Annotated in this window: 15 protein-coding genes; 6 read left to right on the top strand and 9 right to left on the bottom strand. The window is 59.2% G+C overall.

The features are described from left to right. Positions 1-2: 2 nt before the first annotated feature. From ACR0DY_RS00155 to ACR0DY_RS00170, 4 genes are read left to right on the top strand one after another with little or no spacing between them, the layout of a single operon-like run. A complete protein-coding gene (locus ACR0DY_RS00155; protein ID WP_480545451.1) occupies positions 3-2,798 on the top strand; it encodes a [protein-PII] uridylyltransferase family protein in 2,796 nt (931 codons plus the stop codon). After that, entirely contained in the window at positions 2,782-3,054 is a 273-nt protein-coding gene (locus ACR0DY_RS00160) for a hypothetical protein (protein ID WP_480504821.1), read from the top strand. Before ACR0DY_RS00155 ends, ACR0DY_RS00160 begins: the two co-directional genes overlap by 17 nt. 38 nt (positions 3,055-3,092) lie before the next feature. Further along, positions 3,093-4,295, top strand: coding sequence for an RSP_2647 family RNA methyltransferase (locus ACR0DY_RS00165; RefSeq protein ID WP_480897656.1), 1,203 nt, complete (start codon positions 3,093-3,095; stop codon positions 4,293-4,295). After that, the gene (locus ACR0DY_RS00170; protein ID WP_480897657.1) at positions 4,292-4,834 is read left to right on the top strand and encodes an RSP_2648 family PIN domain-containing protein; all 543 of its coding nucleotides are present in this window, start codon (positions 4,292-4,294) and stop codon (positions 4,832-4,834) included. The genes ACR0DY_RS00165 and ACR0DY_RS00170 overlap by 4 nt, the downstream gene beginning before the upstream one ends. 71 nt (positions 4,835-4,905) lie before the next feature. On the opposite strand, the gene ACR0DY_RS00175 is transcribed toward ACR0DY_RS00170, so the two are convergent. The 7 genes from ACR0DY_RS00175 to ACR0DY_RS00205 form a co-directional block, all read right to left on the bottom strand. Beyond that, entirely contained in the window at positions 4,906-5,592 is a 687-nt protein-coding gene (locus ACR0DY_RS00175) for a M48 family metallopeptidase (RefSeq protein WP_209503655.1), read from the bottom strand. A gap of 101 nt (positions 5,593-5,693) precedes the next feature. Beyond that, positions 5,694-6,290 carry an NAD(P)H-dependent oxidoreductase gene (locus tag ACR0DY_RS00180; RefSeq protein ID WP_480480502.1) on the bottom strand — a complete coding sequence of 199 codons (597 nt, stop codon included), beginning with the start codon at positions 6,288-6,290 and terminating at the stop codon, positions 5,694-5,696. Positions 6,291-6,391: 101 nt separating this feature from the next. Next, on the bottom strand, positions 6,392-7,576 hold the full coding sequence (locus ACR0DY_RS00185) for a vWA domain-containing protein (protein WP_480480504.1): 1,185 nt from the start codon (positions 7,574-7,576) through the stop codon (positions 6,392-6,394). A 4-nt stretch (positions 7,577-7,580) separates the two neighbouring features. Next, complete coding sequence (locus ACR0DY_RS00190) at positions 7,581-7,751, bottom strand: hypothetical protein (protein ID WP_209503658.1); 171 nt, start codon at positions 7,749-7,751, stop codon at positions 7,581-7,583. Between the two features lie 7 nt (positions 7,752-7,758). After that, a complete protein-coding gene (locus ACR0DY_RS00195) occupies positions 7,759-9,126 on the bottom strand; it encodes a DUF2927 domain-containing protein (protein WP_480545457.1) in 1,368 nt (455 codons plus the stop codon). Beyond that, a complete protein-coding gene (locus ACR0DY_RS00200) occupies positions 9,123-9,572 on the bottom strand; it encodes an N-acetyltransferase family protein (RefSeq protein ID WP_480480508.1) in 450 nt (149 codons plus the stop codon). Before ACR0DY_RS00200 ends, ACR0DY_RS00195 begins: the two co-directional genes overlap by 4 nt. 109 nt (positions 9,573-9,681) lie before the next feature. Then, positions 9,682-10,527: an AAA family ATPase gene (locus ACR0DY_RS00205; protein WP_480480510.1), complete on the bottom strand. Its 846-nt coding sequence runs from the start codon at positions 10,525-10,527 to the stop codon at positions 9,682-9,684. Between the two features lie 381 nt (positions 10,528-10,908). Here ACR0DY_RS00205 and dksA point away from each other — a divergent pair, with 381 nt between their 5' ends. Continuing rightward, positions 10,909-11,331, top strand: coding sequence for an RNA polymerase-binding protein DksA (gene dksA, locus ACR0DY_RS00210; RefSeq protein ID WP_209504868.1), 423 nt, complete (start codon positions 10,909-10,911; stop codon positions 11,329-11,331). Positions 11,332-11,402: 71 nt separating this feature from the next. Continuing rightward, entirely contained in the window at positions 11,403-12,551 is a 1,149-nt protein-coding gene (locus tag ACR0DY_RS00215; RefSeq protein WP_480545459.1) for an FAD-dependent monooxygenase, read from the top strand. Positions 12,552-12,555: 4 nt separating this feature from the next. Here ACR0DY_RS00215 and xth read toward each other — a convergent pair whose 3' ends face one another. Then, positions 12,556-13,335 (bottom strand): exodeoxyribonuclease III, encoded by a 780-nt coding sequence (gene xth, locus ACR0DY_RS00220; protein ID WP_480504834.1) that lies wholly within the window; start codon positions 13,333-13,335, stop codon positions 12,556-12,558. A 280-nt stretch (positions 13,336-13,615) separates the two neighbouring features. After that, positions 13,616-13,939, bottom strand: a complete 324-nt coding sequence (locus ACR0DY_RS00225) for a HesB/IscA family protein (protein WP_480504835.1) — start codon at positions 13,937-13,939, stop codon at positions 13,616-13,618. Positions 13,940-13,997: the final 58 nt, after the last annotated feature.

A 13,997-nucleotide genomic window follows, 5' to 3' on the forward strand; every position in this document is an offset into this window, starting at 1 on the left:
GCATGACTGACGCTCTTGCCATTACCCGCCTTCCGCGTGCGTTTGATCCGTCTCTGGGCGATGAAACCCGCGCTCTGATACCTGATCTGTCGCAGGAGATGGGAGAGCTGGTGGCGGGAACCGCCGGGTCCAGCCCATATCTGAAAGGCTTGATCGAGCGTGAAAGGGAATGGCTGCCTGATGCCTTATTGCGCCCGGATCAGGCACTGTCTGAAGTCATGGCGGATGCGCGTAAGCTGCCGACGGATCAGCTGAAATCCGGCTTGCGGCAGGCCAAGCGGCGGGTGGCGCTGTTGACCGCGCTTGCCGACATTGCAGGTGCCTGGCCGCTTGAAAAAGTCACCGCGGCACTGACCGATTTCGGGGCACTGGCCGCGGATACTGCGGCCAAGGCCGAGATTGCGACGTTGATCCGGCGCAACAAACTGCCGGGTATGACCGAGGACGATATCGAAACTGCCGCCGGGATGGTCATTCTGGCCATGGGCAAGATGGGCGCGCATGAGCTGAACTACAGCTCGGATATCGATTTGATTGTGCTGTTTGATGAGACGCGGTTTGACCCCGATGACTTCTACGAGGCCCGGCAGGGCATGGTGCGGGCAACGCGGAACTTCTGCGCGACGCTCAGCGACAAGACTGCCGATGGCTATGTTTTCCGTACCGATCTGAGGCTGAGGCCAGATCCTGCCGTAACACCGGTCTGCATGGCGATGGAGGCCGCTGAACGGTACTACGAAAGCCTCGGCCGCACGTGGGAGCGCGCGGCGTATATCAAGGCCCGTCCGTGTGCCGGAGACTTGGCTGCGGGGCAGCGGTTTCTGGACACATTGCGCCCCTTTGTCTGGCGTCGCCATCTGGATTTTGCCGCCATTCAGGACGCGCATGATATGCGTCTGCGGATTCGCGAAAACAAAGGTACGGGCGGTGCCTTGTCGATTCCCGGCCACGACATGAAGCTGGGGCAGGGCGGTATTCGCGAGATCGAGTTCTTCACTCAGACCCGTCAGCTGATCGCAGGTGGTCGCGATCCGGATTTACGGGTGCGCGGAACGGTTCCGGGGTTGGCGGCGTTGGCGTCAAAAGGCTGGGTGCCGCAGGATGTCGCGGACAAACTGACCGATCATTACCGGGCACATCGCGAAGTCGAACACCGCATTCAGATGGTTCATGATGCACAGACGCATAAGGTGCCGAAATCACCTGAAGGCATTGAACGTATCGCCTGTCTGATGGGGATCGAAAGTGATGAACTGAAACAGGACGTGAAGAACCGCCTGACCGAAGTGCACGAACTGACCGAAGGATTTTTTGCGCCCGGGCCCGGTCCTGCACCTGTGGCGGCGCAGGATGTAGAATTTGACCAGAGTGTTCTGGCCCGGTGGACGACCTATCCGGCCTTAAGGTCCCAGCGCGGGTCGCGGATATTCGAAAGGTTGCGGCCCGAGTTGCTGTCGCGTCTTGCCAAGACCGCCAAACCGGATGAGGCGTTGATGGCACTGGATGGGTTTCTGTCTGGCCTTCCCGCCGGGGTTCAGCTGTTTTCCTTGTTCGAGGCCAATCCGCAACTGATCGACCTGCTGGTCGATATCGTTGGCACATCTCATGCTCTGGCCTCGCATCTGTCGCGCAATGCCTCGGTTTTCGACGCGGTGATCGGCGGCAGTTTCTTTGCCGATTGGCCGGGGCAGAAGGCATTGCAAATCGAACTGGACCGTGCGCTGGCGGAAGAGCCTGACTATGAAACCCGGCTCGACCTTGCACGGCGCTGGTGCAAGGAATGGCATTTCCGGGTCGGTGTCCACCACTTGCGGGGTCTGATCGACGGGGCACAGGCAGGCCGGCAATATACAGAACTTGCACAATCGGTGATTGCCGCCATCCTGCCATATGTTGCCGAGAATTTCGCCCGCAAACACGGGCCCGCCCCGGGGCGCGGAGCGGCGGTGTTGGGCATGGGGTCGCTGGGCGCAGGACGGATCAATTCGCAATCCGATCTGGACATGATTGTGATCTATGATCCGCAGGATCAGGACATGTCCGATGGTCCGCGTCCTTTGGCCACGCGCACCTATTATGCGCGGTTCACGCAGGCGCTGATCACGGCACTTTCGGCCCCGATGTCACAGGGGCGGCTGTATGAGGTCGACATGCGACTGCGCCCGTCCGGCAATCAGGGACCAGTCGCCACCAGTTGGGCCAGCTTTACCAATTATCAGCAGAATGAGGCCTGGGTGTGGGAACATCTGGCCCTGACCCGTGCTCATGTCGTTGCGGGTGATGCCGGTTTGGCAAATGATATCGAAGCGTTCCGCGCCGGGTTTCTGTCGCGCCCACGCGAGCGGGACAATGTCTTGCGCGAAGTCGCCGAGATGCGAACGCGTCTGGCCGCAGCCAAGGCACCCGCCGGGACCTGGGATGCCAAAAACGGGCCCGGCCGCCTGATGGATATCGAACTGATGGCCGAAACCGGTGCCTTGCTGGCAGGGACTACGGCACGCGATGTGTCCTCGGGCCTCGATGGAGCCGTCGCTGCCGGGTTGCTGGATGTCGCGCAGGCGCAATCCCTGAAAGACTGCTACAGCCTATGCTGGTCGGTGCAATGTGCGGCCCGGCTTCTCTCGGGCAAGGTCATCGAGGCGGAGCAGATCGGTGAAGGAGGTGTGGATTTCCTGTGCCGTGCCACCGGGTTTGAACAGGTCGATGCACTGCAACGGGCATTACAGAAGAGTTACACAACCGCGGCCGACCTGATCGGCAGCGTGATCCAAGAGGGCGAAAATGGCACGCAGCACTGATCCCAATGACCACAAAGGTCTGATCCAGGAAGCCTATCGCATCGAAGGCATCACCTTGCCGGAATGCCGCAGCATATTTCTGGACTGGGCGCTCAGCCTGCCCGAAGAGCGTGACCAGAACACGGCGCTGACCGAGTTGCATGCGGCATACGCGCTGCACAGCCCGGACCATCCCATGACTCAGGTTCTGTCCGAGGGCCTTCAGGCGGCCCAAACCCCGAAACGACGTGGTGGCTGGCGCTCTCGGAACCGCTAGGGCTTTTCCATCGGCACATTCGCGACTAAGAGGGCGCCATGAACCAATCTGCCGACCGCCCCCGTATCCGCCTGAAACCCAAAGCCAACGCGCGCGGGCTGCGCCATGGCTTCCCCTGGGTCTATGCAAATGACATTGTCACCGACCGCCGCACGCGCAAGATCCCCGCAGGCGCTCTGGCGATTCTCGAGGATGACAACCGCGCGGCGCTTGCGCTGGTGGCGGTCAACCCTGACTCAAAAATCATGTGCAGGGTGCTGGATCGTGATACCACCGCACAATTGGACAATACTTGGTTCGAAACCCGCCTTAGCCGCGCCCTTGCACTGCGTGAACGCTTGTTTGATGCGCCTTTCTACCGTCTGGCCCATGCCGAGGCCGATGGCTTTCCCGGTGTGATCATCGACAGGTTTGGCGATAGCTGTGTCATTCAGCCCAACGCGGCCTGGGCCGAGATGCATCTGGATACGCTCACCGAAGCGCTGATCAAGGTCGCGGGCGTGACGACGGTGCTAAAAAACGCCTCGGGCCGCACGCGCGGGCTGGAAGGGCTCGACGATGAGAACCAGACTTTGCACGGCACCGTACCCGACGCACCCCTGCCTGTGCCAATGAATGGTGCCACGTATATGGCCGACCTGACCGGAGGTCAGAAAACCGGCCTGTTTTACGATCAACGCCCCAACCATGCCTTTGCCGCACGGCTGGTACATCCCGGAGCGCAGGTGCTGGACGTGTTCAGCCATGTCGGCGGCTTTGGCCTGGCGATGCTGGCCGCAGGTGCCAGACAAGCCCTGTCCGTCGATGGGTCTGCTGCCGCGCTGGAACTGGCCACCAAAGGCGCCGAGGCTTCGGGCCTTGCCGACAGGTTCCAGATACGGCAGGGCGACGCGTTCGATGTGTTGACCCAATTGGGGGACGAGGGTGCGGCGTTTGACGTGGTCATCTGTGACCCACCTGCCTTTGCCCCGTCAAAACAAGCACTGGATGCGGGATTGCGCGCTTATGAGCGTATCGCGCGGCTTGCCGCACCTCTGGTCAAATCCGGCGGCTATCTGGGGCTGTGCTCGTGTTCTCATGCCGCCGATCTGGGGCGGTTCCGCGATGCCTCCTCCCGCGGGATTGGCCGCGCGGGCCGACAGGCGCAACTGATCCACACCGGATTTGCCGGGCCGGATCATCCTCAACTGCCGCAACTGGCGGAAAGCGGCTACCTCAAAGCGGTGTTCTACCGCCTATGAAGGCTGTTCTCGACACTTGTGTCCTCTATCCAACGGTCATGCGCGAGATGCTGTTGGGCGCCGCGCGATTGGGGCATTTCACCCCGATCTGGTCCGCCCGCATCCTCGAAGAATGGGCCCGCGCCGCCCGCAAGCTGGGCCCGACGGGTGAAGCGCAGGCGCGCGCCGAGATCGCGCTGGTGCAAGCGGCCTGGCCGGATGCCGAACGTCCAGCGAACGAGGGTCTTCAAAACCGCCTGTGGCTGCCGGACGCCGCGGATGTCCACGTGCTGGCCACAGCAATAGCCGCTTCCGCTGATCTGATTGTCACGGTTAATGCCAAGGATTTCCCCAGAAATACCCTGATTGATGAAGGGCTTGACCGGCAAGACCCCGACAGCCTGCTGTACGGCTTCTGGCAATCCAATCCAGAGGGCATGAGTACACTTGCCACTCAGGTCCTTGCCGAAGCCAATCGCCTCTCAGCCGAACAATGGACGCTCCGCGCGCTCATGAAAAAAGCACGGCTTCCGCGATTGGGCAAGGCACTCGCCACCTGAGTGGGGTCCAGCTTCATCTGGCCATAAATATCCCGGAGAGCGCGAGAGGCTGGCCTCTCGCAGCACAGGCATCACCGCTGTGCCCAACGCTGTTCAAGCTTTTCCAGCGCCGCAACACGTTCATCTGTCTTGGGATGGCTCATCAGCCATGCCGGGACCACCCCGGCGCGTTGCTGTGTCAACTCTTCCAGCTTGTGAAACAGTGATTTCTGCGGACCGATTCCGATACCGGCTTTTGTCAGCAAGGCGGCCGCATATTCATCCGCTTCATACTCATCCCCCCGCGACAGGCGCGAGGCGATCAGTGCGGTCAACGCGTTGGCAATCATCGCTCCGACAAAAGGGATGAACCGGTTCAGGACCATGATCAGCGCCGTGCGCATCGCATTCTGCCCCGAAAAATCGATCATCCGCCGCCGCGCGTGACCTAGTGCTACATGGCCCAACTCATGCGCGATTACACTGGCCATTTCCTCAGCCGAAACCTCGCCGTTGCGGAACTTGCGGTAAAATCCCCGCGTGATGAATATCCGCCCGTCCGGTGCGGCCAGCCCGTTCACCGGGTCGATCTCATAGATATAAACCGGAACCCGCTCGATCTCGAGCGCGGCAGCCAGCCGGTCGGTCATGCGCTTGAGGGCCGGGTCAACAAGTTCGGTCGACTTTGCGTCCAGTTCCCGATGGGTGCGCCAGACGGAAATCCGGTACATCACAATTCCATAGGCAATGGCCAGCAGGATAGGGGTCAGACGCAGCATGGGCTAGATATGGGTTTTCAACACCCCAAGAGCAAATGGAAAATAGAAGCTTCTCACAATCCAGCCGCATTTCAAAGTGAGGCTGCAGAGCGCGACCGTGTTCATGGATCGCTTTCAGGTTGCGGAAGCGTACGTCCAATTTCATAGCAACGTTCCAAAAGCGCCTGTCGCCGCGGGGCTGATCCGGTCGCGCCATGCAACAGCTCGAGTTTCCGGGGTGAAAACCCGAAATACCCGAACGTGCCTTTGGTCCAGAGTGTCTCAAGCGCGTCGGTGTATCCTTTGGCTTCCATTTCGTCAGAACGCGCACCGGCTGGCACCAACAGTAATCCTGTTCGCGACCTCTGGAGGGACTTTTCCGGGTCGTCCAACTGATCGTAGGCCCAGTCCCACATCCACACGCGGTCGACCCAGCCTTTCATCATCGAAGGCATTCCCCACCAGAACAATGGAAAGGCCAGGCAGATTGCATCGGCGCGCGCAATCCGTGTTTGTTCCGCAAGTATGTCTTGCGGTGCGCCCGTGCCTGCTTCGCCTTCTATATCCGCCATTGACCAGCGTGGATCGAACCCTTCTGCATGCAAATCCGCAACCTCGGTGGTATGGCCAGCCGCCTTTGCGCCTTCGCAGAGTTTCGCGACAGCGGCGGCCGTAAAGGAGTTCGGCTTTGGGTGATCCAGGATTGTCAGCAGATGCACAGTCAGCTCCTCAGGTTTTCAAACGGCAACCGGGTTACTGTGAAAGCTCAACCCTGCTTGAGGTCAAGGTATTAATCAGCAGGAATACCTGATGGTGTGTTTCACCGCGTCAGCTCGCGCATTCCCTTTTCCAGACCAGCCAGTGTCATGGGCACCATGCGATCTTCAAAGATGTCGCGGATCATGCTGATGGAATGGGTATATTCCCAGTATTTCTCGGGCACCGGGTTGATCCACAGGTTTGACGCCCACTGTTCGCGCGCGCGTTGCAGCCAGACTTGCCCGGCTTCCTGGTTCCAATGTTCATTGGCACCGCCGGGATAGGCGATTTCATAGGGGCTCATCGAGGCGTCGCCGACAAAGATGCACTTGTAGTCGGATCCATAGGTGCGCAGCACTTCGTGGGTCGGGGTCTGTTGGTTCCAGCGGCGGCGATTGTCGCGCCAGACCCCTTCATACAGGCAATTGTGAAAGTAGTAATATTCCAGATGCTTGAACTCGGTTCTTGCAGCGGAAAACAGCTCTTCAACCACCTTGATGTGCGGGTCCATCGAGCCGCCGACGTCCAGAAACAACAGCACCTTCACCGCGTTGTGACGCTCCGGCCGGGTTTTGACATCCAGATAGCCATGCTCGGCCGTGGCGCGGATGGTGCCGTCCAGATCCAGCTCTTCGGCTGCTCCCTCCCGCGCCCAGCGGCGCAGGCGTTTCAGGGCGACCTTGATGTTGCGGGTGCCCAGTTCAACCGTGTCGTCCAGGTTCCTGAATTCCCGCTTGTCCCAGACCTTGACCGCACGCTGGTGGCGGCTTTCTTTCTGACCAATACGGACGCCTTCAGGGTTGTACCCATAGGCCCCGAACGGAGAGGTTCCGGCGGTGCCGATCCACTTGTTGCCGCCCTGGTGGCGGCCTTGTTGTTCCTTGAGTCGTTCGCGCAGTGTTTCCATCAGCTTGTCGAAACCGCCTAGCGCTTCGATTTCGGCTTTCTCCTCGTCCGACAGGTGTTTCTCGGCCATCTTGGCGAGCCAATCGGCGGGGATATCGACAGCTTCCAACACCTGATCGAAACTGATCTCGCCCAAGCCCTCAAAGCTGGCGGCAAAGGCGCGGTCGAACTTGTCGATATTGCGCTCGTCCTTCACCATCGACACGCGGGCAAGGTAGTAGAACGCTTCAATATCATAGGTGACCAGACCCTTTTTCATGCCTTCCAGAAAAGTCAGATACTCCCGGAGCGATACCGGGATGCCCGCTTTGCGGAGGTTTTCGAAAAAGGGCAGGAACATCGCGTCACGCCACCATGCGAAGCAGAACCAGCGAGATCACCAGCCCCACAAGCGCAAAAGCGATCCCATATCCGGCGGCATACTGCGCCATGTCGGCGCCGTTTCCATTGCGTTTTTTTGCGGTCAAAGCGCCCAGGATTGCACCCAGTATCGCCATTCCCAGTACTAGCAACATATGCGTTTCATCCGTCTTTCGTGCTGTCAGCGGGGCGTCGGCCACTGTTTTGAGCCAGAGATTGAGCCACCAAATCCGAACCGAACCCGTATCGCGCCCATCCAAGGCTGTCCAGCCTGACGGCACGTGCCTGCTGCAATTGACCGGCCTGTTTCAAGGCCTCGGATTTCAACAGCAGCAAGGTTGCCAGCAGCGAAGCGTTTTCCGCGCGGGTCATCACGTCGATGGCCTGATCCAGTTCGGGCAGGACCTCGGGCCCGCGATCCTGCGCAAGCGCAAAGGCTGCGGTCTGGGTTGAGACATAAGCCTGATGAACCTCGGTTCCGGGCGTCGCGCGAAGAAATTGTTGCGCGATCTTGAACTGCCGCTGGGCTTCTGCCGGATCACGAAACTGCTCCATCCGGCCCATCAGGTAGTGGGGATAGGCGCGGCGGTGATCCGTCCATCCCTGTTGCTGCCCGATGCGGGCTGCCTTTTGCGCGGCGCGCATCTGTCGGGGGGAACCCGGCCCCGGTCCCAGTGATTTCTGGATCGCGTTGATCCACTCTCGGGGGGTATTTGTGGGGGGTTGCGCAGCTAGTCGGTCGCCGCGTGGATTCAGACGGCTGAGAATTCCGGGGATAACGGCAGCGACCTGATCGCGGGTCATGCCGGTGTGCAGTTCGGGCGCATAAGCCGCGCGCAGGATCAGCATGTCGAACCCGGTCAAGACCGTATGAATATTGTCGTCGTTGAACACCGAATCCGGCAGATGATAGAGGTCGTTCAGAGGACCGAGGGCCTGTGCCAGTTCTTCGTGCAGACAATCGCGCATTTCCTGCGGGCTGACGTCGTAGGGGATAAAAATCCCCAATCTTTCGCGCTGGCGCAGCTCAACCCAACTGCTTTTGGGTTTGCGGCGGTCGCGCTGATACTCAGCCAGGCTGGACGCGTTTGGCACCACGAAACAGGCCGCGTTTGGCAGAATTTGCAGAATGTCCTTCTGGCTGACCGCTTCGATCGTGATATTGGTCTGCCCGTCGTTGATTTGTCGGATGTTGATACCCGCCTCGCGCTTCAGGCGGTTCAGCAGCCGGGTCAAATCCTGCTGCATACTTTGTGTCGGCGATCCGGTCAGGCGAACGGTGATCGGCGTTTCGAACCGGGTGAAAACGGGCAGGGCGGCCCCGCTTTCGAGTTCGAAATGCAGGGACAGGAAATCCGACGCGATGTTCGTATTGGACCGTGCCGGTGGAGAGGGACGCGGTGCCGCAAAAGACTTGGCCGGCGGCAACGCCACTTCGACATATGGGACATCGTTCCCGAGTTCGATTGTCTCGACAGATGTGCAGCCAGCGACAACCAGCGCCAGAAAAAGGGCGCCCAAACGCATCATGGGCGGGCGTACTTGATGAACGGTGTCAGGGTGCCGATGCGATCATAAAGGTGGCGTGCCGTGGTGTTGAATTCTTGCGTCAGCCAGTAAACGGATGGGGCGCCCTGGCGATCCGCCTCTTCATAAACCGCCTGAATCAAGGCGCGACCGACGCCCGTTCCTCGGGTTTCAGGTCGGGCGAACAGGTCTTGCAGATAACAGACCTTTTCCACTTTCCAGGCGTGGCGATGAAACAGGTAATGCGTCAGTCCGACCAAAACACCATCCTGTTCCGCGACAAAACAGGAAAAATCCTGCGGGTCGTCGCCGACCAATCTGGAAAAGGTTGTTTCATACACGTTTTCAGGCAGGGTGGTTTCATAAAACGCCAGATAATCCCGCCACATTTCGGCCCACTGATCTTTGTCCTCGGCCCGCAGGGTCCGGATTGTCAGAGCGTTCGCCAAGTGATGACCCCAATACTGCTTCTTTGCAACGCGGTTGCGTCAGGTATTTCGATGCTGACACCCGGGATACCCAATGGCAAGCCGTGATCACAGATTGTTCACACGCAGGCTAGCGTTTGCCACGTGCCATGAATGCAAGACGTTCGAACAAATGCACATCCTGTTCATTTTTCAGCAAAGCGCCATGCAGCTTCGGCAGCGCGCTGGCCCCGTCACGCCTGAGGTCTTCCGCCGTCAGGTCTTCGGCCAGCAACAGCTTCAGCCAGTCCAGCACCTCTGAGGTCGAGGGCTTTTTCTTGAGCCCTTGCGTCTCGCGGATTTCATAGAATTGCGTCAGTGCGGCAGTCAGAAGTGCGTCCTTGATGCCGGGGTGATGCACATCAACGATCCGGCGCATCGTCGCCTCATCCGGAAAGCGGATATAGTGGAAGAAACAGCGGCGCAGGAAGGCGTCGGGCAGCTCTTTTTCGTTGTTCGAGGTTATGATGACGATAGGGCGGTGCTTGGCCCTGACCGTCTCGCCCGTTTCATAGACATGGAACTCCATCTTATCGAGTTCCTGCAACAGGTCATTGGGGAACTCGATATCCGCTTTGTCGATTTCGTCGATCAGCAGAACAACCTTTTCGTTGGCGTCGAAGGCCTGCCACAACTTGCCCTTGCGGATATAGTTCGACACATCATGGACACGCTCTTCGCCCAGTTGGCTGTCACGCAGGCGGCTGACGGCATCATATTCGTAAAGACCCTGCTGCGCGCGGGTGGTGGATTTCACATTCCACTCGATCATTTTCAGCCCCAGCGCACCGGCTACCTGTCTGGCCAACTCGGTCTTGCCGGTACCGGGTTCGCCCTTCACTAACAGGGGGCGCTCAAGCGTGACAGCGGCGTTCACGGCAATGGTCAGATCGTCGGTGGCGACATATTCGGCTGTACCTTGGAAACGTGCGGTCATGGGCCTCTCGTGCGTATATTGCGTTGGACGGGCAGCTTGTGGTTTCCGGGTTACAGAGCGGCAAGGTTTTTTACAACCCGCGTCCCTGCGTCGCCCGGCGGGAATTGTGCTGCAACTCCAAGCCCTTTTGCTTGATTCCGATGTAGACCTTTCCCGGACGTTGTACCTCTCGCCCCAAAAAAGCCTGTCAAATTTCATAGAAATACAAGGTTTTGTTGATGTTTGTCTCATAGTTAGACAAATCCGCGGGGGTGCACTGTTGCGCAACGTTTGTGTAGTGACATTCCACCGCCCGTCGGCTAAACGCTGCGCAGAAGGGAGAGCCAAATGTCAGCTGAAACAGCCTCGAACGACGTTACTGGCCATACCGAGGGAGCAAATATGAAGCAGGAAGTTTTTCTGCCGGAAGATTACCGTCCGGCCGAAGATGAGCCTTTCATGAATGATCGTCAGCTTGAGTATTTTCGCCGCAAGCTGCTGGATTGGAAGACAGAGTTACTGGCTGGTAGCCGCGACACCATCGAAGGGCTGCAAGACAACACCCGTAACATTCCGGACGTCGCGGACCGCGCCAGCGAAGAAACAGACCGTGCGCTGGAACTTCGGACCCGTGATCGTCAGCGAAAGCTGGTCGCCAAGATCGACTCAGCCCTGCGCCGGATTGATGATGGCGAATACGGGTATTGCGAAATGACGGGCGATCCGATCTCGCTGAAACGTTTGGACGCGCGACCGATTGCAACCATGACACTTGAAGCGCAAGAGCGCCACGAGCGTCGCGAGAAGGTCCACCGCGACGATTAATCGCCGGGTATGTGTAAGAAATCCAAGCGCCGGGGCCTGTGGCTCCGGCGTTTTTGCGTTATGCGGGTGTCATGAAGATAGACGGATTGAAATTCTGTGTAATCGGCGGCGGAATCGGCGGGCTGGCCTCGGCACTGGCGCTGCAACACCGTGGGGCGCATGTCACGCTTCTGGAGCAAGCCCCGGCCCTGACCGAAGTCGGTGCTGGTTTGCAGATCAGTGAGAACGGGATGCGCGTTCTTCATGCCCTTGGTGTCACGGGTCTTTCCGTCGGGCAGAAGTCCCATGGAACGGTCTTGCGCGATTACCGAAAAGGGCGCGTGGTCAGTCAACTGCCGGGCCCCTCAGCTGGTCCGACCTATTACTATCACCGTGCCGACCTTCTGAACCTTCTTCATGACGCGGCTTGTGCGGCAGGCGTGGATATCCGGTTGGGCGCCAGAGTTTTGCATGTGCAAAAGCATCCCAACGAGGCAGAGGTGGTCTTGGCGTCAGGCGAGCGAATTCGCGCTGAATGCGCCATTGCGGCCGATGGCGGCCGCAGTATGCTCCGCCCGGCTTTGAACGGGGCAGAGGTGCCGGAGTTCACGCATCAGGTGGCCTGGCGCGCCACCATCCCCTGGCAGCCCGGTCATGATCCGGTTTCCGCATCCCTGACGATGGGGCCGGGGCGGCATGTGGTGACCTATCCGTTGCGTGACGAAAGCATGATGAACATTGTTGCGGTCGAAGAGCGCTCGGACTGGCGGGAAGAAGGATGGCGTCAGACGGGCGACCCTGAAGAGCTGCGCAAGCGCTTCGCGGATTTCGGCGGCCCCGTGCGCGACATTCTGTCGAAAGTCACGGAAGTGCATCTGTGGGCATTGTTTCTGCGGCCCGTCGCGCAAAACTGGCAGAATGGTCGGTTGGCACTGCTGGGGGACGCGGCCCATCCGACGTTGCCATTCATGGCGCAAGGGGCATGTCTGGCGCTCGAGGACGCCTGGGTGCTGGCGCGCGCGTTTGACGAACGATCGGGTATCACCAACGCACTGGCGGCCTATGAAACAACCCGCAAGCCAAGGGCGCAGCGCGTTGTCGCGGCGGCCGGGTCAAATGCGCGGAACTTTCATCTGCGCGGTCCAGCCCGTATGGCTGCGCAATGTGTGCTGCGGGTCGTTGGTGCCCGGTTGTCACAACGCTATGAGTGGATCTACAGTCACGACGTCACGGCTGCCTAGGGCCTCAAAGATCCAGGTCAATCCAGACAGGAACGTGATCGGATGGCTTTTCGTGCCCCCGAACAGCGGCATCAATCTGGCAATTCCGCATGAGGTCGGCCGCTTGTGGCGTTAGCAGGAAATGATCAATCCGAATTCCGTCATTCCGGTTCCAAGCGCCAGCCTGGTAATCCCAGAAAGAATAGTGGTCGGGACCCTGCGTTGTCGCACGGAAGGCCTCGGTAAAGCCAAGGTTCAGGATCTTTCGAAAGGCGGCCCGGCTTTCCGGGCGGAACAACGCGTCTTCCCGCCAGGCATCGGGGCGTTTGGCATCCTCGGCCTGTGGGATGATGTTATAGTCTCCGGCCATCAGGGCCGGCTCCTCTGACTTCATCAGGGCCTGCGCGCGGTCGAAAAGCCGTTCCATCCAGGCCAGCTTGTAATCGTATTTCGGTCCGGGTGCCGGATTCCCGTTGGGCAGATACAGCCCACAGAGTCGCAGGGCCTTTTTGCCCACGACGGTCGCCTCGATCCAGCGTGCCTGTTCATCATTGTCATCTCCGGGAAGGCCGCGTGATACATCCTCCAGCGGAAGCTTCGACAGGATCGCGACACCATTGAAGCTTTTTTGCCCGTGTGTTTCCACGTTGTACCCGCGATCTTCAAACATCTCGCGGGGGAAGTTTTCGTCGACGGATTTGATTTCCTGAAGAAGAACAACGTCGGGTTGGGCATCGTCCAGCCAGCGGGGCAGCGCCTCGGTTCGCGCCTTGATGCCATTGATGTTGTATGTGGCGATTTTCATGCGCGATCCTCCGAAGCCTTGTGGCAACCTATCGCTCAGAACGGGCCCAGCGGCAAGTCGGAGATCGGACTAGCGAGGCTCTGCCTCGCGCTCCGGGATATTTTTAGCCAGATGAAGAAACGGATCCTTAACCATTTTCTCGATACTTGAAAGGGCGGTACAGGCGGGGACGCCGATGACCGCGCCAGGTGAAGCTCTTTGGTCGTTATGGTCAGAGAGTGGATCCCTGCTTCATCTGGCTGAAAATATCCTGGGGGTGTGGGGGCAAAGCCCCCACCGGTTACATTGAAAACGACGTGCCGCAGCCACAGGACGAGGTGGCGTTGGGATTGTCGATCACAAACCGTGCACCGATAAGCTCCTGAGTGAAATCGATCACAGCGTTTTCAAGAAAGGGCAGAGAGACAGGGTCGACGATGACTTTCTGCCCCTTGCCTTCAAGGATGAGATCATCGGCCTTTGGCGTGTCCAGAGCGATTTCATATTGAAAACCGGAACATCCACCGCCCTCCACTGCGACACGCAGGGCTTGCCCCTGTTCCGCGGCACCGATTTCGGCAAGGCGGTCGTAGGCGCGTTCGGTGACTGATGGGGGCAGATTCATGCCGGTCTCCAAAGGTTTATTTCCCAAGCGTCCTACAATATATGAAACCAAAAGACAG

The sequence above is a fragment of the Ruegeria sp. O6 genome, from assembly GCF_056535045.1.

What these genes read in the sequence shown, in the direction of transcription:
- ACR0DY_RS00155 (WP_480545451.1), top strand. Translation starts at nt 3, where the DNA reads ATGACTGACGCTCTTGCCATTACCCGCCTTCCGCGTGCGTTTGATCCG.
- ACR0DY_RS00160 (WP_480504821.1), top strand. Translation starts at nt 2,782, where the DNA reads ATGGCACGCAGCACTGATCCCAATGACCACAAAGGTCTGATCCAGGAA.
- ACR0DY_RS00165 (WP_480897656.1), top strand. Translation starts at nt 3,093, where the DNA reads ATGAACCAATCTGCCGACCGCCCCCGTATCCGCCTGAAACCCAAAGCC.
- ACR0DY_RS00170 (WP_480897657.1), top strand. Translation starts at nt 4,292, where the DNA reads ATGAAGGCTGTTCTCGACACTTGTGTCCTCTATCCAACGGTCATGCGC.
- ACR0DY_RS00175 (WP_209503655.1), bottom strand. Translation starts at nt 5,592, where the DNA reads ATGCTGCGTCTGACCCCTATCCTGCTGGCCATTGCCTATGGAATTGTG.
- ACR0DY_RS00185 (WP_480480504.1), bottom strand. Translation starts at nt 7,576, where the DNA reads ATGTTCCTGCCCTTTTTCGAAAACCTCCGCAAAGCGGGCATCCCGGTA.
- ACR0DY_RS00190 (WP_209503658.1), bottom strand. Translation starts at nt 7,751, where the DNA reads ATGTTGCTAGTACTGGGAATGGCGATACTGGGTGCAATCCTGGGCGCT.
- ACR0DY_RS00195 (WP_480545457.1), bottom strand. Translation starts at nt 9,126, where the DNA reads ATGATGCGTTTGGGCGCCCTTTTTCTGGCGCTGGTTGTCGCTGGCTGC.
- ACR0DY_RS00205 (WP_480480510.1), bottom strand. Translation starts at nt 10,527, where the DNA reads ATGACCGCACGTTTCCAAGGTACAGCCGAATATGTCGCCACCGACGAT.
- dksA (WP_209504868.1), top strand. Translation starts at nt 10,909, where the DNA reads ATGAAGCAGGAAGTTTTTCTGCCGGAAGATTACCGTCCGGCCGAAGAT.
- ACR0DY_RS00215 (WP_480545459.1), top strand. Translation starts at nt 11,403, where the DNA reads ATGAAGATAGACGGATTGAAATTCTGTGTAATCGGCGGCGGAATCGGC.
- xth (WP_480504834.1), bottom strand. Translation starts at nt 13,335, where the DNA reads ATGAAAATCGCCACATACAACATCAATGGCATCAAGGCGCGAACCGAG.
- ACR0DY_RS00225 (WP_480504835.1), bottom strand. Translation starts at nt 13,939, where the DNA reads ATGAATCTGCCCCCATCAGTCACCGAACGCGCCTACGACCGCCTTGCC.